The organism is Flavonifractor sp. An82, from assembly GCF_002159265.1.
Taxonomy (GTDB): domain Bacteria; phylum Bacillota; class Clostridia; order Oscillospirales; family Oscillospiraceae; genus Flavonifractor.
This window is the reverse complement of the sequence record NZ_NFHG01000001.1, coordinates 259,770-282,288: the sequence shown is the minus strand read 5'-3', so window position 1 is coordinate 282,288 and position 22,519 is coordinate 259,770. Positions and strand designations below refer to the sequence as shown.

Annotated in this window: 23 protein-coding genes; 4 read left to right on the top strand and 19 right to left on the bottom strand. The window is 55.4% G+C overall.

Annotated features, from left to right (window positions below):
* Positions 1–212 precede the first annotated feature (212 nt).
* Complete coding sequence (locus B5G34_RS01665) at positions 213–1,544, top strand: AAA family ATPase (protein ID WP_087333705.1); 1,332 nt, start codon at positions 213–215, stop codon at positions 1,542–1,544.
* Between the two features lie 129 nt (positions 1,545–1,673).
* Here the strand turns inward: B5G34_RS01665 and B5G34_RS01660 are convergent, their stop codons facing one another.
* The 15 genes from B5G34_RS01660 to B5G34_RS01595 all read right to left on the bottom strand — a co-directional run bounded on the left by B5G34_RS01660 (position 1,674) and on the right by B5G34_RS01595 (position 16,401).
* Positions 1,674–3,245: a hypothetical protein gene (locus tag B5G34_RS01660; protein WP_087333704.1), complete on the bottom strand. Its 1,572-nt coding sequence runs from the start codon at positions 3,243–3,245 to the stop codon at positions 1,674–1,676.
* A complete protein-coding gene (locus B5G34_RS01655; RefSeq protein ID WP_087333703.1) occupies positions 3,238–3,945 on the bottom strand; it encodes an ABC transporter ATP-binding protein in 708 nt (235 codons plus the stop codon). The genes B5G34_RS01660 and B5G34_RS01655 overlap by 8 nt, the downstream gene beginning before the upstream one ends.
* A 41-nt stretch (positions 3,946–3,986) precedes the next feature.
* A complete protein-coding gene (locus tag B5G34_RS18645; RefSeq protein WP_162609404.1) occupies positions 3,987–4,157 on the bottom strand; it encodes a hypothetical protein in 171 nt (56 codons plus the stop codon).
* Between the two features lie 53 nt (positions 4,158–4,210).
* A complete protein-coding gene (locus B5G34_RS01650) occupies positions 4,211–5,152 on the bottom strand; it encodes a hypothetical protein (protein ID WP_087333702.1) in 942 nt (313 codons plus the stop codon).
* Positions 5,153–5,516: 364 nt separating this feature from the next.
* The gene (locus B5G34_RS01645; RefSeq protein ID WP_087333701.1) at positions 5,517–6,041 is read right to left on the bottom strand and encodes an XRE family transcriptional regulator; all 525 of its coding nucleotides are present in this window, start codon (positions 6,039–6,041) and stop codon (positions 5,517–5,519) included.
* An 84-nt stretch (positions 6,042–6,125) separates the two neighbouring features.
* Positions 6,126–6,659, bottom strand: coding sequence for a sigma-70 family RNA polymerase sigma factor (locus B5G34_RS01640; RefSeq protein WP_087333700.1), 534 nt, complete (start codon positions 6,657–6,659; stop codon positions 6,126–6,128).
* Position 6,660: 1 nt separating this feature from the next.
* Entirely contained in the window at positions 6,661–7,125 is a 465-nt protein-coding gene (locus B5G34_RS01635; RefSeq protein ID WP_162609403.1) for a zinc-finger-containing protein, read from the bottom strand.
* A 447-nt stretch (positions 7,126–7,572) separates the two neighbouring features.
* Positions 7,573–8,127: a hypothetical protein gene (locus tag B5G34_RS01630; protein ID WP_087333698.1), complete on the bottom strand. Its 555-nt coding sequence runs from the start codon at positions 8,125–8,127 to the stop codon at positions 7,573–7,575.
* A gap of 17 nt (positions 8,128–8,144) precedes the next feature.
* A complete protein-coding gene (locus B5G34_RS01625; protein WP_087333697.1) occupies positions 8,145–9,674 on the bottom strand; it encodes a S1 RNA-binding domain-containing protein in 1,530 nt (509 codons plus the stop codon).
* Between the two features lie 49 nt (positions 9,675–9,723).
* Positions 9,724–11,073, bottom strand: a complete 1,350-nt coding sequence (locus tag B5G34_RS01620; RefSeq protein ID WP_242956748.1) for a type IV secretory system conjugative DNA transfer family protein — start codon at positions 11,071–11,073, stop codon at positions 9,724–9,726.
* A 1-nt stretch (position 11,074) separates the two neighbouring features.
* Complete coding sequence (locus B5G34_RS01615) at positions 11,075–11,737, bottom strand: cell wall anchor protein (RefSeq protein ID WP_242956747.1); 663 nt, start codon at positions 11,735–11,737, stop codon at positions 11,075–11,077.
* Between the two features lie 40 nt (positions 11,738–11,777).
* On the bottom strand, positions 11,778–12,170 hold the full coding sequence (locus B5G34_RS01610) for a hypothetical protein (RefSeq protein ID WP_087333696.1): 393 nt from the start codon (positions 12,168–12,170) through the stop codon (positions 11,778–11,780).
* A gap of 190 nt (positions 12,171–12,360) precedes the next feature.
* Complete coding sequence (locus tag B5G34_RS01605; protein WP_087333695.1) at positions 12,361–12,987, bottom strand: hypothetical protein; 627 nt, start codon at positions 12,985–12,987, stop codon at positions 12,361–12,363.
* The gene (locus B5G34_RS01600; RefSeq protein ID WP_087333694.1) at positions 12,956–14,023 is read right to left on the bottom strand and encodes a hypothetical protein; all 1,068 of its coding nucleotides are present in this window, start codon (positions 14,021–14,023) and stop codon (positions 12,956–12,958) included. The genes B5G34_RS01605 and B5G34_RS01600 overlap by 32 nt, the downstream gene beginning before the upstream one ends.
* Positions 14,024–15,084: 1,061 nt before the next feature.
* Positions 15,085–16,401: an ATP-binding protein gene (locus B5G34_RS01595; protein WP_087333693.1), complete on the bottom strand. Its 1,317-nt coding sequence runs from the start codon at positions 16,399–16,401 to the stop codon at positions 15,085–15,087.
* Positions 16,402–16,928: 527 nt separating this feature from the next.
* Here B5G34_RS01595 and B5G34_RS01590 point away from each other — a divergent pair.
* The gene (locus B5G34_RS01590; RefSeq protein WP_087333692.1) at positions 16,929–17,678 is read left to right on the top strand and encodes a metallophosphoesterase; all 750 of its coding nucleotides are present in this window, start codon (positions 16,929–16,931) and stop codon (positions 17,676–17,678) included.
* Between the two features lie 153 nt (positions 17,679–17,831).
* Here B5G34_RS01590 and B5G34_RS01585 read toward each other — a convergent pair whose 3' ends face one another.
* The 3 genes from B5G34_RS01585 to B5G34_RS01575 are packed head-to-tail and all read right to left on the bottom strand — an operon-like array spanning position 17,832 to position 19,992.
* Positions 17,832–18,560, bottom strand: coding sequence for a DUF3226 domain-containing protein (locus B5G34_RS01585; protein WP_087333691.1), 729 nt, complete (start codon positions 18,558–18,560; stop codon positions 17,832–17,834).
* Positions 18,557–19,690 carry an ATP-binding protein gene (locus B5G34_RS01580; RefSeq protein ID WP_087333690.1) on the bottom strand — a complete coding sequence of 378 codons (1,134 nt, stop codon included), beginning with the start codon at positions 19,688–19,690 and terminating at the stop codon, positions 18,557–18,559. Before B5G34_RS01580 ends, B5G34_RS01585 begins: the two co-directional genes overlap by 4 nt.
* Before the next feature lie 2 nt (positions 19,691–19,692).
* Complete coding sequence (locus tag B5G34_RS01575; protein WP_087333689.1) at positions 19,693–19,992, bottom strand: helix-turn-helix transcriptional regulator; 300 nt, start codon at positions 19,990–19,992, stop codon at positions 19,693–19,695.
* Between the two features lie 383 nt (positions 19,993–20,375).
* On the opposite strand from B5G34_RS01575, the gene B5G34_RS01570 reads away from it, so the two are divergent.
* Both B5G34_RS01570 and B5G34_RS01565 read left to right on the top strand, forming a co-directional pair.
* Positions 20,376–20,684 (top strand): hypothetical protein, encoded by a 309-nt coding sequence (locus B5G34_RS01570; protein ID WP_242956746.1) that lies wholly within the window; start codon positions 20,376–20,378, stop codon positions 20,682–20,684.
* A 69-nt stretch (positions 20,685–20,753) separates the two neighbouring features.
* Positions 20,754–21,953 carry an ATP-binding protein gene (locus tag B5G34_RS01565; protein ID WP_162609402.1) on the top strand — a complete coding sequence of 400 codons (1,200 nt, stop codon included), beginning with the start codon at positions 20,754–20,756 and terminating at the stop codon, positions 21,951–21,953.
* Positions 21,954–22,120: 167 nt separating this feature from the next.
* Here the strand turns inward: B5G34_RS01565 and B5G34_RS01560 are convergent, their stop codons facing one another.
* Positions 22,121–22,513 carry a sigma-70 family RNA polymerase sigma factor gene (locus B5G34_RS01560; protein ID WP_242956797.1) on the bottom strand — a complete coding sequence of 131 codons (393 nt, stop codon included), beginning with the start codon at positions 22,511–22,513 and terminating at the stop codon, positions 22,121–22,123.
* Between the last annotated feature and the right edge of the window lie 6 nt (positions 22,514–22,519).

Sequence of the window (22,519 nt, the reverse complement as noted above, 5' to 3'; positions counted from 1 at the left end):
ATCAAGATGGATTGGAAAATCTCCAGTCGGACTCTGAAGTTACTCCCTGCTGCCGCCTCCCCCTGCATAGTCATCACCCCGGCGGCTAACTGAGTTCTCTCCGGCGGTCCCTCTATTTGATAAGTTCTGATTTTTGCATATAAATTCTATTGAAAAGTCATACTATATGCAGTATAATCCTATTGAAAAATCTGTTCATCAGGAGGTGCTGTATGCTTTACCGAAAAATAGCCTCTCTGATCGAGGCACATCTGCAATCGGACTCGAACAAGATCCTGCTCATTGACGGCGCCCGTCAGGTGGGCAAGACCTACATCGTCCGCTATGTGGGGCAGAAGCTGTTTGAGAACTACATCGAGATCAACCTGGTGGAGGACGCGCTGGGCGCCGGGCTGTTCGCCAACGTCCGGACGGTGGAGGACTTCTACCTGCAGGTGAGTATGCTCGCCGGCGACAGGATGAAGGAAAAGAAGAATACGCTGATTTTCCTGGATGAGATCCAGGCCTATCCCCACCTGCTCACCATGCTCAAGTTTCTGGCTCAGGACGGCCGGTTCACCTATATCGCAAGCGGCTCCCTGCTGGGCGTCACGTTGGCGCAGATCCCCTCCATTCCCATGGGCAGCATCCGAAAGGTCCAGATGTTCCCCCTGGATTTTGAGGAGTTCCTGTATGCGAATGGGCTGAATGAATTTGCCATCACCGCTATGCGCCGGAGGTTTGAGGCATTGGAGGCGCTGGACGAGGCGACGCATAACAAGGTAATGGATCTGTTCCGCAAGTATCTGCTGGTCGGCGGGCTGCCCGATGCGGTCAATACCTATCTGGCGGAGAAGAACATCCAGACTGTGCGGGAGATCCAGCGGGAGATCCATGACTACTATGCCGCCGACGCCTCCAAATACGGCGAAGAGCGGAAGCTGATGATCCGGCGCATCTACGACCTCATCCCCTCCAATATGGAGAAAAAGAAAAAGCGCGTGGTAGCCAAGAGCATTGAGGATAAGAAGGGAAAGACCTTCCGCGATTACAGCGACGAGTTTGAGTATCTGATCAGCGCCGGGATTGCCCTGCCCGTTCAGGCCATCTCCAATCCGGTTTTCCCGCTGATCGAGTCCGCAGGGAAAAACCTGCTCAAGCTCTATCTCAACGATGTGGGACTCCTGACGTGCCTTCTTTACGGGAACAATATCCGCGCCGTCCTGGATGATGAAAAGAGCATCAATCTGGGATCCGTCTATGAGACTGTCGTCGCCAGCGAACTGGCCGCCCATGGCTATAAGCTGTACTACTATGACAACCGCAGCAAGGGCGAGGTCGATTACCTGATCGACGATTACAGCAGCCTTTCCGCCGTCCCCCTTGAGGTCAAGTCCGGCAAGGACTATACCGTACACAGCGCGCTCAACACCTTTGTCCAAAATGAGGACTACCATATCAAGAAGGCATTCGTACTGTCCAATGAGCGCAAGGTATCCAGCAAGGGGAAGATCACCTATCTCCCGATCTACTATGTCATGTTCTTCTCCGCGGCCTCCGGCTGAGGTATTTTCTCTGATTCTGCCGCCAAGCCGCCAAACTCTTCCCATCGCAGTCCTGCAAACCAAAAAAACAGGGGAGCTGCGCCATTCGGCACAGCTCCCCCGCTCTTTTCTTCGGTGATACGCTCTATATTACGTCCGTAGCCGGAAGGTCCGGGGCGCGAACTTGTAGACCAGGATGCTGGCCACGATGGAGTACGCCACGCAGAAGGCGATGCACATCGCGCCGAACATCAGGATGGGCATACGGACGTTGATCATGGCGTAGCACACCACATAGGTGAGGACCATCACGATGCGGTAGGTCCCGCTCTTCATCTCCGTGCCGGCCGTGTAGGGCTGCAGCAGGTAGTAGACGGTCAGGTAGTGGATGGAGAAGAAGGCGCTCATGGCGAGGATCGTGACCACCAGCACCACATAATTGAGGGGGTTGTCCGTCCCGCCGGAGACATAGAGGATCAGCGCCAGGCCGCACCCGATTACCAGCGCCGGCACGGCATTGACCTTGATGATCTCCCGCAGCCGGATGCGAAACAGCCTGAGCACAAACCCCGGACGCTTGTAGAAGGAGTAGGTCAGAAGGCTGTGGTCGCAGTTCATGAACAGGGCCTGGGTAAAGCCGGTGCCCCGGTTGATGAGATACATGATGAAGGCAAAGTACGGCAGCCACGTCATGACCATCTCGTTGATGTCCGCCTTGGTGCCGGGCTGGATCACCATGAGAAGCACTGCGCCACAGCAGAGAAACAGGCAGACATAGGCGATGCGCAGGGCGGATTTCCACAAAATCTTCCGGTGCCGCTTGACGAACAGGTCGTTGAGGAACTCAAAGCCACTCTTCCGGCTGGTGATGGACGTGTCGGCGGAGATGTTCTTCTCATTGGCCGTCTTGACCGCCGCTCTGGCCTTGTCCATCTGGCCCGGGATCTGGGCCAGCAGCTCCTGATTCATCTCCCGGTAGTAGCGGAAGGTCACCACCCGCCTAAGGCTCAGGAGCCCCAGGGGGATCCAGACCAGGAACAGCGCCGCCGAGGCCCAGAGGGGCAGGACGAAGCCCGCGGCGGGCGGCACATAGGCCAGGGCCAGCAGGAGCGCCGTCAGCAGCCAGGCTATCTTCTGGAGGTTATTCTCATTGCGGACATAGCCGTGCTTCTCATAGTCCCGCAGGGAGTCGGCGGCCACCGCCACCTTCGCGCCGGCGATGCAGACAGGGATCAGCAGGCACAGCCACAGCGGCACGCCCCGGTCCAGGCCAAAGAGGATGGTGAAGGGCAGGAACCCCACCACGACCTTCCCCAGGGCGTAGCCGTAGTTAGACAGGGTGTAGGACCGGGCGTTCATCCGCAGAAGGATCATGGCGTAGTACTTGTCCCGGGTGGGGTTGAAGAGGCTGGTATTCATATACGAGCCGATCAGCGTCAGGAACAGCAGGATGTGCAGGAACCCGAGTCCCGCCGGCGCCCGCTCGTAGAGGAGCCCCACGCCGCAGACCATAGTGAGAAAATAGAGGAACTTCCCCAGGAAGATGGACACGATCTCCCACAGCACCGAGAGGACGTTGGCGAAGTTCTTCAGCCCCCGCACTTGATAAAGCCGGTCGGGCAGCACCTGTTTCAAAAGGGGGATCTGCTTGAGGGAGTGCAGGATGCCGTTGACCCGGTACGTATTTTTCAGGGCGAATGAGATGCGCAGTGTTTTAAGCATAGCTCTCCTCTTTCAGCGCCGCGATGATCTTCTCCTTGAAGGCGTGGTCGTCCAGGTTGGACTTCTCCACCACCTCCAGCTCCCCGTGGCTGAGCAGCACGATCTCGTCGCAGAGATCCAGGGCCAGATCCAGAATGTGGGTGGAGAAAATGGTGATCCGCCCGTCCTTCAGCGACCGGAGCAGATTCTTCATCTCCTCGGCCACCACCACATCCAGGCTGGTCAGCGGCTCATCCAGGAGCAGGATGTTGGGCTGGGCGATGATGTTGACCAGCATCTGCATCTTGTTCTTCATGCCATGGGAGTAGTCCTTCAGCAGCTTGTCCCGGTCCTCCGGGGCGATGCTCATTTCCTCAAAATACTCGTCCAGGGGCTTGGGATCCCGGATGGAGTCAGAATTGATGTCCACAAAGAACTTGAGGAACTCCCGGCCGGTGAGGAACTCCGGCACCGTGGGCGTGGAGAGAACATACCCGATGTCCTCCGCCGCCACTTCCCTGCGAACGCCGTTTTCTTCGATGTAAAAGCTGCCGCTGTCAGCCTTGATGTCCCGGTTCAGGCAGTTGAAAAGCGTTGTCTTACCGGCGCCGTTTCGGCCCAAGAGGCCGTAGATCCTCCCCTCCTCAAAGGTAAAGTCGATGTCCTTCAGCACCTCTTTCTGCTCAAAGCGCTTGGACAGGTGCTCAATGATAAATTTCATGGGTTGCTCCTTATTTTGTTGAATCGTTTCTCAGCAGTCTCTCACTGGATGCGAAAGCCGTTGGAGGTCTTCTGGAACACATACGCCAGCATGGCGTCGTGGTCGGGGAACGCCACCGGCTCAAGCCCCTCTTCCCGGTGGAAGGATACCACCTGGTCCGTCCAGTTGATCCAGAGCAGCTGGGGCGCCTGGGCGCCCGCGTCATCATCCATACTCGTTATTCTCCTTATTCCCTCTTGTTTCCCATACCGCTTAGCGATTTATCCTACATGGGCACGCTGCTGACCAGGCCCTCGATCTCCTGCCGCAGTCCGGCCCGCTCCCGCTCCGCCTGGTCCGTCATCTGCCCCAGGCGGTCCAGGACGGCGCAGATCTGCGCCCGGGTGTCCTCCACCTGGGCCTGGGCCTGGTTGATCCGGTCCAGCACCGCCCAGTCGGCGAAGATACCGTCGAACACATAGTCAGCAAAGCGGAGGAAGCCGTCGATATTGACCTGGAAATCGGCGCTGATGGTCACGTCGGCCAGCTCCGTCCGGAAGGCGCGCAGCTGCGACTGCAGGTACTCCACCGCCGCCTGTGCCTCATCCAGCTTGCTGTGCTTGGCCAGGTCGGCGATGAGCCCGCCGCCCACCAGGTCCCAGGTCCCCCAGCCCTCCGCGCTGCTCAGGCTCTCCAGGATCTCATCGGCCGTCGCCAGGGCGCTCTGCCCGGCGGCGGACGCCTCCCCCAGCTCCCGCTCCTGGCTCTCTAAGTAGGCATCGCGCTCCTCCATGCGGAGGATCTGTTCCGCGACCGCACCGCCGGCGGCCTTGACCGCCTGGGTCTTCTCTCGGAGCAGCGCGGCGTACCGCTCCTCGCAGCCGCTTAGGACGTCCAGCTCCGCCTGACACCGGGCCAGATCCTCCTCCGCGCCGGCCAGCTCCCGGGCCGCCGCGTCATACCGCACCCGGGCGGCGTAGGCCTCCTGCCGCTCCTGCGTCAGCTTTTCGTCCATCTTCCCTACCACGTTGTAGAAGAAGGCGGCCAGGCTCCGGCCCTCCAGCCGGTCCACATCCGCCTGCTCCTCCCACATGGCCTCTTTCAGCTCCTCCGCCCTGGCGGCGTAGGTATCCCGCTGGCGCCGCAGCTCCGCGGCCGAGGCCTCCAGTTTCTTCTTGCGGGCGCACTGGGCGAGCAGCTCCTTCAGCTGCTGGTCATAGCCGTTCATCTCGTTTCGCTCCTTTCCCTTCCCAAGGCATCAATTCTCTCTGCAAAAGAGGGCTTCACCCAGCTGTGAAGCCCTCAGCCGCCGCCGGATCGGGATGGGAACCCAACCCTTCAGGCGGATCTCTTCAAGGTCACCTGGACGCCCAGTGTCTGGGCGTAAGCGGGATTTTTCCGGAGGTTCTCCATCAGGCGGATCGCCAGGAGTCTCGTTTTTGGATCCATCGCCGTCACCTCGCTGCGCAAACTTCACAGGAGCGTCTGCTCTCTCTGCTTACCCGTATTCTACCATCCAGCACCAGCGGCTTCCAGCGTCGGTTTGGCAAATTAAGGCCCACTATTTCCACTGCTGCGGCAAAATACCCGGTTCAATCCCGCTCCGCACGCCGGCGCTCATAGGCCTCATACTGCTCTGGGTTGATGGCGCCGGTGGCCAGCATCCGCTCCGACCACAGCTGCAGCGTCTCTACCGCGATGGAGATGCGCTCCAGCTCCTCCCGGATTCGGATGAAGTCCTCCAGCTCGTCGTCGCTGATGACGCCGTCGGCGGTGATCTCGATCAGCCGGTCCTTGCGCCGGTTCATGGAATTGAGGGATGCCAGCATTTCCAGGACGATCTGGGAGAGGTCCTTGATCTTCACCTCCGGCACATACTCCTGCCCGATGGGGCACTGATTGGCGCAGTAGTAGTTGCAAAGGCCCGGCTGCTTGTACTTCTCCGCCATGGTCAGCACCTCGTCCGGGTGGGGCAGGGACCGCTCGTTCTCGATCTTCTCGATGCGCTCGGGCGGAATGGACTCCAGCAGCTCACCGGCGGCCTCCCGGGTCAGGTGCAGCGCCTCCCGGGTGGTCTGATAGATGTTCTTATTCTCTCTCGTGGATGCTCTCCCCATGGCCGAAACCTCACAAACACAAAATCTAAGTGCCATTATAGGTGGTTCCGTCCGGAAAAGCAATTCTCATTTCTCACCTGCCCATCACTCTGAAGCGCCGAGGGCCTTGCGGGCCCTGGACACCCACGCCGTCACATGGTTTGCCGGCACGCCGAACATCTCCCCGATCTCCCGGTTGGTGTACCCGTCCATCAGCATCCGGATGGCCTGGAACCCCTTGGCCGTCACGCCGGCGGCCCCGGCCTCCGCCCGCTCCAGGCGCGCCAGGAGCGCCGAGCAGGCTTCCCGCTGCTCCGGGGTATCATCGTCCAGCACCGTGCAGGGCAGCTCGGCAGGATCTGTGGCAACCTCCCGCCCCCGGCGGGTGGCGCGCTCCAGTTCGGTATAGATCTCATTGCGGATGAGCCGGTAGGCGTAGGTGGAAAAGGCCACCGTGTGCCCCGGTTTATCCGTCTGGGCCGCCTTGCAAAGCCCCAGGCAGCCGATCTGGAACAGGTCGTCGTAGTCGAACATGCTCCCGGCGCCCAGGGTATGGACGCAGTCCTGGATCACCTTGCCCACCAGTCCCATGTTCTCTTCTACCTTCATCCACTGCTCCTTCGTAAGCGGCGACAGCATATCATACACCTCCTGCTACCTCTTTCAATTTGTTTTGCTGCTCCAGCCGCTCCTGGAGCAGTTTCCGGCTCTCGTCAATGACCACCTGACAGTAGTACTCGCCCAGATGCCCGATATGGGCGTGGGCCATGGGTGCCTGTACGGTCATGGCCAGCCACTGGTAGGCGTCCCGCTTGCTCATGAGTCCGGACTGATACAGTTTGTTGAACTCCCGATGCGCAGCATAGCGCAGCTGCCGCAGCTTCGGCCCTGCCAGGCTCCCCATGGGCTCCAAGGTACCCGGGTGCGCCATTACATAGGAATCGCACACCGGGTACCGGGAGCAGACATAGGCCATCGCACCCGGCCGGTGCGTCCTGCAAAGGCCCTCCGCGCTTCGAAGCACAGCGGGGCTGCAGCAGTGGCAGCGCAGGCGTCCGGCGCCGGGCAGCACCCCTGTCCGGCTGCGTCTTGATCTCTTGCTCACCTTGTATCCCACCTTTCCGGAAGAGATCTTCCATAGTTCCTACTCGCACCGGCCTTGTCACAGCCGGCAGAAAAACAAAAAAAGGCCGGAAGCCCGCTGAAAAAAGACAATGCAGAGCCAAGCGCTGGAATAGTGGTGTCGCATCCAGCCATTGACTCTGCACTGTATTTCAGCGGCCTTCCGGCCACATATTTTATCAACAAGACCTGCGCTTTGTGGGGCCGCGGGACAGCGGCTCCGTCACGATTCCCCGCCTGCACCGGCAGGTCTGACGCCAAGGCGCCCCGGCGTATCGAGAGCCTGCGCGCAGTATCTTGCTACAATGAAATTATAACAGGATGCCGGCAAATAGTCAATGAAAAAACGCAGTTTTGCCGCGATTTCCGCCACTCTTTTGCCCATCTCAGTCTGGGAGATTTTATCTCAGTCTGGGGCGGTTTTTGCCGGTCAGTACTGCTCCTCATCCTCCTCCGCCCACTCGTCGTAGTCGGCCTGCTGGCGGCGCCGCTTGGCGAAGTAGAGGGCCACGAGGCCGCCGATCCCGCAGGCAAGGCCGATGAAAAATACCACCATAGGAGCGATGGGGACGCCGGCAGGATCTCCGGCGGGGACCTGCTCCTGCGGCTGCTGTACCTGTCCGGAAGGCTGCTGGGCTGAGCTGTCCGGCTGCTGCTGGGTATCAGGGACCTGCTCTGCGGGCGGGTCAGGGATGGGGACGGTGGAGTTGATGCAGCTGAGGGTGTAGGTGGTGCTGCCGCCCAGATCCATGGTCAGAACACCCGTCTCGTCCACTACGATGGGGGCCGGGAAGACACCGGCGTCGGTGCGCAGCTCAAACTCCACGCCTGCCCAGCGCGTGCCCAGCTGAAGGACCAGCTGGTCGGGCTGCTGGGTAATCTTCGGCTCGGTGCCGTCCGTATCCGCGAAGGCCGTGGTGCAAAGGCACATGGCCAGGCACAGGGCGGTCAGGAGGGTCACCCGGAGCCGTCTCTGGATCGTCATGGTCCGCTTCCCTCCCCTCAGCGCGTGGTGGACATGTGGGTGATGACGCCCCAGATCCGGTTGTTCTCGTGGTTGATGCCCAGGATCCGCACCGTCGCTCTGGCGCCCCGGGGCGGCCGGCCGCGCTTGGGATAGGTACACAGGCAGTCGATGCCGCCGTCCAGGGACACGAACACGCCGTTGAGATCGACCATGCTGACGGTGCCCACATAGCGGTTGCCCACCACATACTTCTTCAGCGCCTTCTCATAGGGGTTCTCCATCGCCTGCTTCACCGAGGCGGTCACCCTGGGACGGCTGCGGTCGCTGCGGTCCACCTCCAGCACCCGCACCAGCACGCGCTGGCCGGGCTGATAGTGCTGCGCGGCGTCCACCCAGCGCTGGTAGGACAGTTCCCGGAGGGGGATATAGCACTCCGCGCCGAACAGGTCCACAAAGATGCCCGCCCGGATGACGGAGATGACCCGTGCCTCGGCGCGGATGCCCTCATAGATCTGGTAGTTGCCGTCCCGGTCGGTACGGAAGTAGTACTCCCTGCGCTTGAGCGCCATGGCCTCCAGCCGGCTGGCCGCCACCACGTTGTGTTCCTGGTCGATGCCCTTGACGATGTAATCCACCTCCGCGCCCAGCCGCTTGTTGAGCAGGTAGTGGAGCACGTCGCCCTTGGGCTGGCCACGGTAGTCCTCCGGCTCCTCGATGGCCTCCAGCACCGGGATGATGACTTTGAAGTCGCCGTGGTAGATGACGGCATAGGACATCTCCGGGTTATCCGCCAGCCGCTCCACGCCCTGGATCGTACCGGTGAGGATCTTCTTGCTCTTGAGGGACTCCACCAGGTCCAGCAGGTCGTTGCGCAGCCGGTCCGTATCCGTCTCCACCGTCCGCTCAGCGTCGATGGATACCACACGCTGGCGGCGCCTGCCCGGCATGCGGAGTTTCTGGGGCTGCCCGGATTCGGATTGCTCCTCCTCCGCGGGCACATCCTCTCCCCCATCCTGCGCCTCCTGCGGCTCTGCCGCCTTCTTGCGGGAGGTGCGGCGGCGCCGGGGCGGGGCAGGCGGCTCGGCGTCCCCTTCAGCCGCAGCGTCCCCTTCAGACTGGGGCGATGCTTCGTCGTCCGGTTCTGTTTCCGGCTCAGTCTGGGAACCGAGATCGGCCGTGGGATCAAATGCCTGGCCATCGCCGGATTCTTCAGCCGGTTCCAGGTCAGTCTGGGAACCGGCATTCGAGTCGGCGGATTCCATGTCAGTCTGGGATGAAAAGGTCTCTTGGCCAGGCTCAGACTGGCTATCCGGGTCCCATTCCGGGTCAGTCTGGGGCGGAGCTGCCTGGCCATCGGGATCGTCGCCCGATTCCAGGTCGGTCTGGGGCGCGTCGGGATCCAGGCTCTTGGCAGCCGCCAGCTCCAGGTCCGTCACACCGGCATTGGCCACCTCGCCGGGCGGCGTATCCTGCTCAGTCTGGGGGACGGGATCAGACTCAGTCCCGGTGGTTTCCTGCTCCGCATCGGGAGCCTGTTCCTCAATCTCTTTCTTGGTTCTTGCCATGGTATGGGTTCCTCCTTTGGTTGATGATGTGGGTTATGGGGGCGGACAATTAAAAATCCGCCGGCGGCCGGGAGCTCTCGTAGAGCGTCTTGGGCCGTTTGGCGGGCTTTGCAGGGAGTTCCGAGGGCTGACCGCCGGATGACGGTGACTTTTGGTCGGGCGCCTTCGGCTTTGCCTGGGGCGGTTTAGGTTTGGCAGGCGGCTTTGCGTCGGCAGGCGCCGGTCCGGGCGGTTTGTCCATGTCGGGCTCAGCAGGCATGGACTGAGCCGGTGGCTCCGGCGGCTGAGCCGGTGCCGGGTCGGATTGGTAGTGCTGGATACTGGTGCGCTCGCACTCTTTGGCATAGGGATGCTCGGTGAAGTCGAACTTCTTGGCCCGGAGCACCTTCTGGCCGCGCAGGATGATCAGCAGCTCATCATTGGGCAGCCGAAGCACCTCGTCCGGGGTCAGCACCCGCCGCCGGCCGATCCCCTCCGTGTAGCGGTACTGGGGGATGACCTGCGCCAGGGCGAGGCTCTGCCGTGTGGTCATGGTGGAGTTGACCTCCACCGTCATGTCCCCGCTGCGGGCGCTGAAGTACTCCGCGGTCACGTCATCCGTGGCGCCCAGCATGATCTGGGTGTCGGCGTTGCCCAGCAGCTCCGCCCACAGGTTATTGGGGTAGCGGTTTTGCAGCTGGGGAAGGCTTTGCGAACACATGATGACCTGGAGCGCTCTCGACCTGATGGTGGACAGCCGCCTGCCGAAATCCTTGATGGTGCCGATGTTGTTCATCTCGTCCAGGATGATGTTGACCGGCACCTTGCAGCGCTGTTCCGGAGTGCTGTCGGCGTAGCGCACGAGCTTGATGAACAGGAAGGCGAAGAACAGGGCCGACAGGAACTCCAGGGAGGAGTTCTGATCATCCAGGATGATGTAATAAGCACACTTGCTCCAGCCCGGCTCAGACAGGTCGATGTCGGAGCTGCGGGTGATCCGCCGTACGGCCTCGCTCTGGAGTACCTGGAGTCTGGTGCCAAGGCCCAGAACGATGCCTGCGCGCACGGTGTCGCTGGCCTGGCTGAACAGGCTGTACGGCCCCTTGGCCGGATGGCCGATGGGCAGCCGGTCAAAGAGCATGGTGAGTTCCTTCTCCGTGTGCTGAGTGAGCATCTGATAGACGGCGGCCAGGTTCCGCTCTTCCGGCGTGCGGGTGCTGTCCAGGTCCACATAAAGGATCAGGCTCTTGAGCAGATTGCTCTCGCCGTTGTCCCAGAAGTGGTCGCCCTTCTCATCGCCCTTCGTGTTGGAGATGATCACGTCGGTGAGGATCTGGGCCATGAGTGTGTCGCCGCCCAGGTCGAACATGCAGTTCCAGGAGTCGCTGTACTCCGGCTGCAGGAGGTTATAGACCCGCACCTTAGCCCGTCACATAACTGACCGTTTTGCTCCCGCCGTAGGTGCAGACAGCAGTAAAACGGTCCCCGATCTCATAGTCATCGGCGTTGTAGGTGTTGTCCGTCTGCCACTGGACATCCTGGAGCGTCAGGGTCCGTCCGCCCTCAGTGATGCTTTTCGGCAGATGGTTGAGGTCTTGGTTTGCAAGATTGGGGTAGGTCCTGGTGGCTGTGACCGGCTGGGTGCTGCTGCCATACCCGGCCGCTTCGGTCTTGATGCTGTCCAGATCCAGCGTGAGGGTGCCGGTAAACCCCTCTTCCGTGGTGACCTCTTTCTCCTGGGGCAGCAGGGACAAAATCGTGTCCATGTCCTTTTTGTCGCTGTCCACCTTCTCTTCCTGGGTGATGACCTGCGTCTCACTGCCGATGATGACCTCTCGCAGCACATCGGTGCAGTCGTACAGGAGGCCATCCCGCTCAAACTGCCCCATGGGGAGCGTGGAGGGGTCGGTGTTGGGCGAGAGATCATACACCTTGCGGATCTCCTTGTTGTCCTGGTCGAGGATGATATCGACCGGGAGCATGGCGTCAGGATCCGTCACGTCCAAGCTGACCGCGCCCGCAGGCAGCGTCAGCATGGTCAAAAGCAGGAGCGATGCGGTGAGAGATAAGATTTTGTTCTTCACTGACATATCCTCCTCAGGTTTGATTTTGCTCTTTCTGGAATCAGGGAGTAGTCGACGGCGTGTACTGCCCGCCCTGGATCAGCGGCTGCAGGTAGGCGACCACAAAGCCCAGGGTATTGAGCACGATCCAGGTCACGACGATTCTCTTCAGCCAACTGGTCGCCTCTGCGACGGCCCGCTCATTGCGGGAGATCATCCGCACCAACAGCGCCACCGCAGCCGCAGTCACTGCCACGATGGTGGAGATGCCCACCAGCTCGCCATAGACATCTGCGATAATCGTGCTGAACCGTGTCCACATGGTGTCCGCAGCAGCCGCCGGCTGGGCGAACAGCACCATCATGTAACAGGATACCGCCGCCATCTGGAAAGCGTTGCGCAGCCGCTGGGACGCCTTCACCCAGCGATCCTTCCTGCTCTCGTCCTTTGCCATTTGCTTCCCTCCTTTTCGTCATATTTGCAACAAAGAGCCGCCTCGAAGCGACTGTTCTCAATCACTTCAAGGCGGCTCCCTGCCGTCAGGTCCACTTTTGGACGATAACAGGATAGCACATCTGCACTCCCCTTGTCATCCGCACCGACCTTGCCAATTTTCTGCCATTTTTCTGCCGCAGAGTAGGACATCACCCCTCCAGCAGCGTCAAAAGCTCCAGCCAGGCATCCAGACAGCCGGCCGGGGCCGTCCACAGCCGGATGGATAAGATGTTGACCGCCTGCTGGCGGAGCCGGTAATAGTGCCGCTCCGAGATATCCAGCCGGTACAGGATATCCGTATGGCTGGGCTTGTCCGGCGTGATGAACGTCTGGAAGATGATGTTATACATCAGCTCCCCGTTGCCCGGCTTATGGCGCAGGACCGTCAGAGCCTCATTGATCCGGTCCAGCAGCAGGCGGGACTTCCGAATGCTGAGCAGCCGGTGCTCCAACTTCGCGTTCCCCAGCGCCACCTGCGTGTCCACTACGCTGAGCAGCGCGTCCAGATCCTTCAGCGGCTGATCCAGCTCCTGTGCGACTTCACTGGGGAAGCATTCCAAGGCCCAGACGATGTCCCGGTAGTGCTTGAGCATGACCTGGGTGTTATGGTACATATTCCGGCGAAGCTCCTGCTCCGCAAGCCGGGCTTTCGCATTGGGGATGTCCGGATCTCCCACGATCCCCCTGCGCTCCAGCAAGGCGCGCAGCTGCTCCTGGGGGATCGCACTATCCTGATTCGGCAGTTCACCACAGAGGGATGCCTTCAAATCTGCCATTTTCAATACCTCCATCATCCTGATCCGCAGGCCCGGCCCGTGGCAAGGTTCCGCGGAATAATTCAAAATTTGGCGTCGCTGGAGATATCCCTTGGCAGTCCTCCCTAACATACTCTAAAATCTTACACGGAGAAAAATACACGCGCGTAATATAGCAGTCCTCAGATGCAACACGACGCTCCTCTTGTTCCCGGGGCACCACCGCACGACTGTACCAAGCGACCAGTTTGCAGATGCGAGCATGGTCGCTCTTCTGGTTTTCGTACGTATTCCCGTCTTTTGTGCGTATTTCTCTCAAAATGCGCTCGACCTTGTCCTGGGACGGCAAGGTGAATTGTTCTCCAGTCGGATAGACTGCATTGAAGATGAGGCAGCCGAAAGCGCCTGGCAGCTTATACAGCGGGAAGGCATCCGCATGTTTTCTGAAAAAGCGCCAGACCTTCGTCTTTTCCCATCCCCAACGCCTGCCAAGGGATTCCAATGTCAAAACAGCGCCGTACTGCCCAAACTGAACAGCCGGCGCCGAGAAGGAAAACGCATTGCTGGGCTCCTGCCAAACTGTGTGGCACCAGAGGTCGAGCCATGCGTCTGCCTCAGCAAATTGATAATGCCGCTCTGCAAGCCTCTGTGTGACGTTTCTGGGCAGGCAGAGGAATCCATACCCCTCTGTCGCATAAACCGCCTCACGGCCCATACAGGGCTCGCCAGAGCATCTTACGACCCAATCTGTGACTTGATAGGTCAGTCTCTTTGTTTTTGTGTCCAGTGAGTAGGCAATATAACCGAGGTCAGCCAGAGTGTCCATATGTTCAAGGGCCTGCCGCCGACGTTTGATAGCCAGGATACTCTTCAGACCGACGATGCCGCCTGCCCAGCCCCCGGCACTCACTTTGTTGGTGTAACCACAGTACCGGGCCTGCCCAGTCCTAAAGGCTGCACGGGAGGCCAACCGAGCCCAAGAGCCCATAATGCCCTTGCCGGGCGGAAGCTGATTGCGGGGTAGTTTGACCCATTGATATTTGAGCAGGCACTTCATCTCGCCGGCCTCCCTCCTGATAGATTGAAAAAAGCCCCGCTCCGTGCTACACTGGTAAACACGAAAGCGAGGCCTGATTGAAATGCTATATGCCTGTGATAATTGTCATTACCTGTTCCTTAGAACGTCTGAGGATACCTGCCCGGACTGCGGAAAGGCCATGATCCGGCCGGCAACTTCTGAAGAGCAGGAAGAATATAAAAATCGTGAGAAAGAAAATCTGTGGACAGAGGATTCAAATAGCTGCCGTGTGTAGCCGGTCATTTCACCCCCGCGCAATGGCTTCTAATTAAACCCATTTCATTTGTTGCACCGCCGTGTATAAAAATAACTGAAAAAGTATAAAAAAAGTGCCCGTAGCTCAACTGCCACGGGCACTTTCTCTTTTAGGAGGCTCTCTAAAAACTGGTGTAAAATCAGGTGTAAAAACGTGTTACTGCTGAATCCAACTGGTGTAAAACTGGTGTAAAACCGCTCTTTCAGGCTCGCGAAAAACCCGCAAACCCTTGCGCCGCAACGGGTCTTTAATCCAGTGGCTTCATCGTGGGGAACAGTCTGACATCACGGATGGTATATGAAGTAATCAGCAGCATTTGCAGCGGGCGTGATCACGATGTTGAATCATTCAAATGAAGCGAAAACATACCCTTTCCTATTTGGGTCCTGCTACACTACGAGATTATAGAACGGAAGCCGACAAGGGACGCTGCAGAATAGCAACCCGCAGCGTCCCTATTTTGTGACTGTTAGATTAAAACCAGTTGAGAAAAGCATTTTGCGAGAATCTCTGAACGTTCCTATTGCACAGAACAAATCTGCTCATCCATGAAGCGGAACTCTTTCCCAGGCGACTGGATGGCCCAGGTAACACCCAGGCGAGTTTTCAACTTCAGGCGGTCCTGTCCGATATACTGCTAGCCGACAATCTGGCTGACTGCATGATACCCCTTTTCCTGGAGCGCCCCTTAGACACGCAGTATATTTTCATTTTCCATCGTGCGCATCACCTCTCGGGCATTCCCAGAATGAGATAAATTCAGATCAAGTGAGAGCGGACTATTTCAGTGAAATGCGTCGCAAATCTCCCAGAACTGGGAGAGCGCATAGAGAGGCAGATTGATAAGTTTATCCTGCTTGCGGTAGTCGGACATAGAGGTGCGGACACCAAAAGGCAGTTCGTTGTTGGAAACAAAGTATTTCAAGTTCTTGGCCTGCAGATTCTCCTCCGCCTTAACCTCCAGCGGGATCACATTCCCGCTGTGCTGGAGAACGAAGTCTACCTCCCCGGATGAATTTTCCGCCGACCAGTAATAGGGCGTGGCACCCAAGTCGGAAATGAGTTGCTGGCAGACATACTGCTCCGTAAGCGCACCTTTGAACTCCGTGAAGATGGCATTGCCCTTCAGTAGTATCTTGGCGTCCAGATCCATCATAGCCGCCAGTAGACCTACATCCACCAGATACAACTTGAAGGCCGGGATGTCCTGATACGCCTTCAGGGGAACGGCCCCTTTGGTCACACGGCCGACCTTGCAGCACAATCCGCAGTCGATCAGCCACTGAATGGCCAGTTCAAAGTCCTTGGCCCGCGCCCCTTCCCGCAAGACACTGTAAATGAATTTCTTATTCTCCTTGGTCAACTGAGAGGGGATGCTATCCCACACTATACGGATGCGGGGAATGACGGCCGTCGGGGCATATTTGGAAAAATCCTGCTCGTAGTCTGAGATCAGACGCTTCTGCACACGGCGTACGGCAGTAAGACTCTGCTTGGGCAGGTAAGCATTTACAGCCGCCGGCATCCCACCCACAAAGTAGTACGTTCTGAGCAAGTCGATGTATTTATCCCGGAATGCGGTAACCATTCCGAAGTCCCGCTGCTCCAGGAGTTCGAGCAGTTGGTCATTGCCTGTAGCGGACAGGAACTCGGTAAAGGAAAGCGGGTACAGATCCATGCTGTCCACCTTTCCCACAGGGAACGATGTACCTTCGTGCATGGCTATTCCCAGCAGCGACTCCGCAGCCAGAATATAATAACTGTGCCGGTTGTCCTCACAGAAATATTTCAGGCTCTGCAGCGCAGCCGGCACCTCTTGGATCTCGTCCAGAACAATCAGCGTATTCTCCGGATCAATCTCCACCCCGCTCTCGATGGCGAGGCCCCGCAGGATGCGGTCCACATCAAAGTCGCCAGAAAACAGGTTCTGCATCCGCTCATTACAGTCAAAATTGATATAGGCACACCGCTCAAATGCGGTTCGGCCAAACTCCTGCATGAGCCAGGTCTTTCCCACCTGCCGCGCACCGCGGATGATCATAGGCAGGCGGTTCGGATCCTCTTTCCACTCTTGCAGGCGGCTGATTGCATATCGCTTCATTGCCGCACCACTCCTGGACCGTTTGATAGTATCAGCATATCATCTTCCATCAAATAGTCAACCGGAAAAGTGTGATAATTGTCAAATAGTCCGCATTATTAGGGTATTTACCGCCCACCCGTTTGCGCAGATTCTTTTTTCTGTTTCATGATTGCTTCCTCCTTTTATTATTGCGGGGATATGCCCCGTCTAAAATTGTAAAGGAGTGGCAGGGATCTTCCCACGACAGAACCTGTCAGGTATGGAAAAAAGTAGAATATCCCCTTTCCCGAATTGATGAACAGAAAAACATTCGTTATAATGGAAAGGAAATGGGACAAAGACCATGGAGATAAAACGTAAAAAAGGGGTGGCACCGCCGCGGTGCGATGAGGCGTTCAAGGCTGGATCCATCCGGATGGTAACGGAGCAGGGCCGCCCGAGCACAGAGGTATCACCATACCCAATTCGCATACAACATATGGCAATGGAGCGATTTCGCCCGTAAATTGACTTGCCTACGTTTCAATCGTAAAGGAGGCTTGTTGATGCGTTATTATGTGACCGCTGACATCCACGGATTTTATACGCCGCTGATCACTGCTTTAACCAAGGCCGGCTTCTTCGCCGACTCTGCACCGCACAAACTGGTCATTCTGGGAGACCTGTTTGACCGCGGTAAGGAAGCGCTGAAACTGCAGGCTTTTCTCTCTGCGCTATTGGATCAAGATAAGGTCATTCTGGTTCGCGGCAACCACGAAGATCTGTTTGAAGAACTTGTCACGATCGATACAGGTCTGCCATATCGCCACCATGTCGACAATGGCACTTACGATACCGCTCTTCAACTCACCGATTTCGATCCCCACCTCGCCCCTACTTTGCACGATGACTTCGCTGAAGCAGCCCGGAATACCGTGTTCTATCAAAAAATCATTCCTGCCATGCTGGACTATTTTGAAACAGAACACCACATATTTGTCCACGGCTGGATCCCCTGCATTCAGGAGCGCAACGGCTATAGTAGTATTGGTGACTGGCGCAATGCCTCTGCGGATCTTTGGGAAAAAGCCCGCTGGATCAACGGCATGGCTGCCTTTCGATATGCCTATGAGGATGACAAAACCATCATCTGTGGCCATTGGCACACCTCTTTTGGTCATTCTACAATCGACCATGCCGGTTCTCAATTCGGCCCAGATGCCAATTTCCGCCCCTTTTACGGCACAGGCATCATTGCTTTAGATGCCTGCACCGCTGTCAGCGGCTTTGTAAATTGCATTGTAGTGGAAAACTGAACAGGTGAGGTTATTCACATTGGTATGCTGTTTTCATTTCAATCATAGTCTATCCGGGTGGACAAGCCTCCTCCTATTGGAAGGCCGGCAAGATCTAAAAATGTGGTAAGGGACACTGCAGATGTTGTTCTGCAGTGCCCCTCTTTGTCACTGTCAAATGAAAACCAGTTGCGAAAAACATTTTGCCAGAACATCTGAGCGTTCCCATCGAACGGCCCGGATCTGTTCATCAATAAAATGGAACTCCTTCCCCGGTGATTGGATTGCCCAGGTGACCCCCAGACGGGCTTTCAGTTTCAAGCGGGCTTGTCCAATATAGCGTTCCGCGTAAGGCCCGATTTCTTCCACAAACGCTGTACTGCGCGTAACGATCTCGCGGTCATATGGGTCTTCCGAGATCGCCTCCAGCAGCAGCGACTCCAAAGCGCCCTGCTGGTTGGTCGGGATAATCAGCAGCAAAAACGACAGCGTTTGTTTCTGTCCGAAACCATCCTGATAAGTATTCTCGACCCAGTGATTTTGTTTGGCCTGCGTGATGGCCGGAGCAAAAATCCGGCACACTTCTGCCGTAATATCCTCCTCTTGCCGATCATCCCGGTCGGTGACCAGAGCGACTTTGGAAAACACTTGGGCGTCAAGGATCGCCGCCCGTATCTTATCTGCAAAAAATCCGCCGAACTTATCCTTCCCGCCCACACCGCAAATCAGCAGGCGATCCTCTCCCCGCTGATACCAATAAGCCGATTCACCAGATTTTTCATCCACAGAGATTTGGAAGTTTTTTGGCCCACGCTTGCAGGGAGTCCATTGCCGAACGCATCCCAAATAATAACTGAGCAAAATGGCGTCGGTCTTGCCTTCACACAGAATCAATTTGTTCATAGGCGCACCTCGAAGCCAAACTGCTCCCGGTTCTGGTGAACGTGGCAGCCGGACAGGACCCGGGCATAGCTGAGGGAAGAACTCCAATCTTTTTTGAGCGTCACAACGCTGATAGGGTCCTCCTGTTCGGTCGTCTTCTCATAATCCACAATGGATAGGAACCCGTCAATCGCTTCGATGCTGTGAGAGGTGATAAAGACCTGCACATCGAATTTGCGGCATGCTGAGGCAATGAAACGGAAAATATCTTCAAAATAGCGTGAGTGGATGGCTGTCTCCACCTCATCGATCAGCAGTACACCATTCACAGCTCTTGCGAGCCCGCTGGCGATAGACAAAACCTTCTTGATGCCGTCGCCGTAGTTGGACAGAGGCATTATCCCCAGTTCCTTGTGCTTGACACATTCGATGGGGCGGTTGGTATTTTCGTTTTTCAGCATCAGCAAGTCTGTAATGCCGGGATCAAAAAGCTGTAAGATCTGTACGCAGAGCTCCTTATAGGGATCATTTGTTAAGATACGGGAAAAATTCCCGCCCCGCAGATGATCGAACGGCGCCAGATAGACCATGTTCAGAAGATGGCGGTTGGTAATGTCCCGCCCAGATACGGTGGAATATTCATGGAATCTTATCTCAGTTGTCTCCTGGTTGTTGCCTGTGCGAACCAGCAAGTTTCCCTGAAACGCCTGACATTCTGAGGGAATGGAATCCTTGAACTTACGGAAATTCCGCATCGAATAGCGGGGAATCCGGTTTTGCTCCTCCAAGTCCAACATAATGGTTTTCACGTTGCCCTCCAGCGAATAGAGGACGTCCTCTCCTCTGCAGCGAGCCTGCAGGGACAGCATACGGGCGGTTTCCTCCTCATTGCTGCTGTGTGGAAACAGGGTAAGCAGACTTTCATAGGCGGAAATTCCGCCGTACATGGCCAGGCTGTCCCGCATACGCGCAATGCGCAAGGTATTGGTAAAATCTCCGGGATCGCGCAGCAGAAGAAGGGCTTCCAAAAAGCTGGTCTTGCCGCAGTTGTTGTCGCCGACAATCAGATTGATATGGTTCAGGTTCGGAACAGATAACTGCCGAATCCCGCGGAATTGTTCGATCTTCAAATTTTCAATATGGATCGCCACAGTTACACCTCCGGGTCTTCAAAACTGACCACCAACCGTTTTCCCAACGCGCCCGCGATTCGCTTTAATGTGGACAAGCTGGGCTGATAGTTCCCATTTTCAATTTTGCTGATGTTCGCCTGGGATACACCCGAACGCTGCGCCAACTGCTTCTGCGTCAGATTGGCCGCGCTGCGGGCAGAGATTACCAAGTCGCGCACTTCGGCGTCGATATCATATTCTTCCATCTCGGGAGTGTCGTCAACAGGCGTCAAATTTACTTTCTCAAGTGCCTGATCCAGTAATTTTTGAAAATCGCTCATGCTACATCCCTCCAAACTTATAATATGTCATATCAAACATAATGTCAACGAGAAATATGGCGTAAAGAATATATTCCTTGCTAATATACGATTGGCTGTGTACAGAACTGAAGACAATATCCAGAGGATAGCAGGCTGACATATCACGCCATATCTATCGCATTAAGTTTCGTATTCATTGAAAAGATGAGCAGTATATGATAAAATAAATCCAAATATTTGCAGCTACGCATTTCGGTACGAGCTGGAAGTAATCCACCCTTTTGCTGATGGAAATGGCTGTGTGGGCCGCTTGTGGCATACGCTGCTACTTTCCAAATGGAATCCTGCCTTTGCCTGGCTCCCGGTGGAGTACATCATCCATGACCGCTAGCAGGAGTATTATGACGTCATCAACGTCTCCAATAATGCGGGTATTTATCAAGTTCATGCTCTCCGCCATCAAAGCATCGCTCATGGATGCCATCAATACGAGTGATGCAATGAGCGATGAGAAATTGGATAAAGCCACACTCCGCTGGAACAAGATTCAGGAGTATTTGAAGACCCACGACTATATTATGAATGCCGATGTGCGGGAACTGTGTGGGGTTTCGGCAGCAACGGCGAATAGAATTCTTGCTGGTTTGGTGCTTGAAAGAAAACTTGTAAAGGTTCACCTTGATGGACATTGGCAATATAAGTTGCTGTAACAAATACGTGTTCTACCATAATAACTGATGTCAGACACAAAGTAATGCTACAAAATCGGGGGTAGTATTTTGATTAATATTAATAATAAGCAATGGGAAAAACTTCGGTTTTCAGATATTGAAAAATTGCTAGCTGGTACTGATGATGAAACATTTTTCTTTGAATTTAAATCCGATAAAGAATCCCCAGCAAAGTTAGTAAAAGAAGTGTCAGCTTTTGCAAATACATATGGTGGTTATATATTATTAGGAATAACTGATGACAAAACTATTGAAGGTTGTAAACAGTGGACAGAGCAAAGAATACATACCACAATACACGACTCTATAACTCCTATTCCGAATTTTGATGTAAAAAGGCTGAGATCTGGAGCCATTACTATCTTCGTAATAAAAATAAATGAAGGAACCATGCCGCCTTACATAACGAATAAAGGGCAAATTTTTGAGCGTGTATCTTCAGGTTCTTTTCCCATCAACGATTCTGCTAAACTTTCACAACTATATAGCAAAAGAAGTGACCAACTGAAGTGTATAAAAGATAAGATTGAAATAGAGCCGATAAGAATTGATTCATCATGCCCCAATAATCTCTGTGGCTATTTAGATCTAGGGTTTAGCACCACACTATCTAAAACAACAAAACTTCAGAATACATTTTACACATATGACTTCACTCCAGTTACAGAAATCTTGAAATCCCATACTGCAGGTTTTAGTATATCTCGATTAGGCTATTCAATTTTAATCAGTGTTGGCATTGCATCTGCTTCTTCAGGAGATAACAAAACTACATTACTAAACTCTGGTATACATAATTTTATTGAAATAATGTGCGATGGCAGCGTACGACTACGTGCTATTTTGATTTCAGAATCAGAAAGTGAAAAAGTAGATATTAGCACAATTACTTATCTTAGAGTCATTGCAGAAAAAGTTTACACGGAAATTTTTCAAGAAAATTTTTCTAGTATATTTATTAGCGCCCAAAAGTACGAAAAACTAACTGTGATTAAGCAATTTATCCCATATTACAACTTAACTGGTTCGGGAAAAGAAGTTGAATTGCTTAATGCTTATTTACCTAAACATATAGAGAAATATGGGAATAATTTAATGGTGGAAAATAGCCGGCTTCCTAAAAGCGACTATTTTATTATTGACAAGCGTTGGTTTGATACACGAAAAATTAAATACAATACAAAAAATTTAATAGATGAATTATTTCACTCTGATTACTCTAACCTTGGATTTATTGATCGGATATAATTTATAAATCCTGTTGCAAAATAAACTACCCATCATCTAGTTAATTGGGATGAACAGCCGCTTATCTTCCCAAAATTCCCACTACTTACAATAACCGCAGTGCTATCCCCAGTTGCACTTGAAGCCCGGAGCTCTTGTCCCACAAGGCTTTCCGGGCTTCGCTTACATTAGCGGCGGCGGGATACATAGGACCGGCTGATGCCGCACCGGGACGCCACCTCCCGCTGGGTCAGGGGCTGGCACTCGTTGAGTCCGTACCGCAGGGTGATGATCATGGCCTCCCTTGGGTCCAGACACTGTTTGACGCACCGGCGCACCCGTACACAGGCATCCTTGGCGTCCAGTTCCTCCAGCATATTGTCATCCACACTGATGGTATCCATGAGGGAAAGGGCATTGCCGTCTCCGTCGCCGTCGATGGCGTCGGACAGAGAGACCTCCCCCTGAGTCTTGCGCTGTGCCCTGAAATGCATCAGGATTTCGTTTTCGATGCACCTGGAGGCGTAGGTAGCAAGCCTTACCTTTTTGTCCGGTTTAAAGGTACTGATCCCCTTGATCAGTCCTAT

Bases quoted from the DNA above. Each gene is read 5' to 3' on its own strand.
- B5G34_RS01630 (WP_087333698.1), bottom strand. From the start codon at position 8,127: ATGACGATCCAGAGACGGCTCCGGGTGACCCTCCTGACCGCCCTGTGC.
- B5G34_RS01650 (WP_087333702.1), bottom strand. From the start codon at position 5,152: ATGAACGGCTATGACCAGCAGCTGAAGGAGCTGCTCGCCCAGTGCGCC.
- B5G34_RS01605 (WP_087333695.1), bottom strand. From the start codon at position 12,987: ATGGCAGATTTGAAGGCATCCCTCTGTGGTGAACTGCCGAATCAGGAT.
- B5G34_RS01585 (WP_087333691.1), bottom strand. From the start codon at position 18,560: ATGAACAAATTGATTCTGTGTGAAGGCAAGACCGACGCCATTTTGCTC.
- B5G34_RS01575 (WP_087333689.1), bottom strand. From the start codon at position 19,992: ATGAGCGATTTTCAAAAATTACTGGATCAGGCACTTGAGAAAGTAAAT.
- B5G34_RS01570 (WP_242956746.1), top strand. From the start codon at position 20,376: ATGACGTCATCAACGTCTCCAATAATGCGGGTATTTATCAAGTTCATG.
- B5G34_RS01655 (WP_087333703.1), bottom strand. From the start codon at position 3,945: ATGAAATTTATCATTGAGCACCTGTCCAAGCGCTTTGAGCAGAAAGAG.
- B5G34_RS01665 (WP_087333705.1), top strand. From the start codon at position 213: ATGCTTTACCGAAAAATAGCCTCTCTGATCGAGGCACATCTGCAATCG.
- B5G34_RS18645 (WP_162609404.1), bottom strand. From the start codon at position 4,157: ATGGATGATGACGCGGGCGCCCAGGCGCCCCAGCTGCTCTGGATCAAC.
- B5G34_RS01610 (WP_087333696.1), bottom strand. From the start codon at position 12,170: ATGGCAAAGGACGAGAGCAGGAAGGATCGCTGGGTGAAGGCGTCCCAG.
- B5G34_RS01625 (WP_087333697.1), bottom strand. From the start codon at position 9,674: ATGGCAAGAACCAAGAAAGAGATTGAGGAACAGGCTCCCGATGCGGAG.
- B5G34_RS01640 (WP_087333700.1), bottom strand. From the start codon at position 6,659: ATGCTGTCGCCGCTTACGAAGGAGCAGTGGATGAAGGTAGAAGAGAAC.
- B5G34_RS01590 (WP_087333692.1), top strand. From the start codon at position 16,929: ATGCGTTATTATGTGACCGCTGACATCCACGGATTTTATACGCCGCTG.
- B5G34_RS01660 (WP_087333704.1), bottom strand. From the start codon at position 3,245: ATGCTTAAAACACTGCGCATCTCATTCGCCCTGAAAAATACGTACCGG.
- B5G34_RS01595 (WP_087333693.1), bottom strand. From the start codon at position 16,401: ATGAAGCGATATGCAATCAGCCGCCTGCAAGAGTGGAAAGAGGATCCG.
- B5G34_RS01645 (WP_087333701.1), bottom strand. From the start codon at position 6,041: ATGGGGAGAGCATCCACGAGAGAGAATAAGAACATCTATCAGACCACC.
- B5G34_RS01600 (WP_087333694.1), bottom strand. From the start codon at position 14,023: ATGAAGTGCCTGCTCAAATATCAATGGGTCAAACTACCCCGCAATCAG.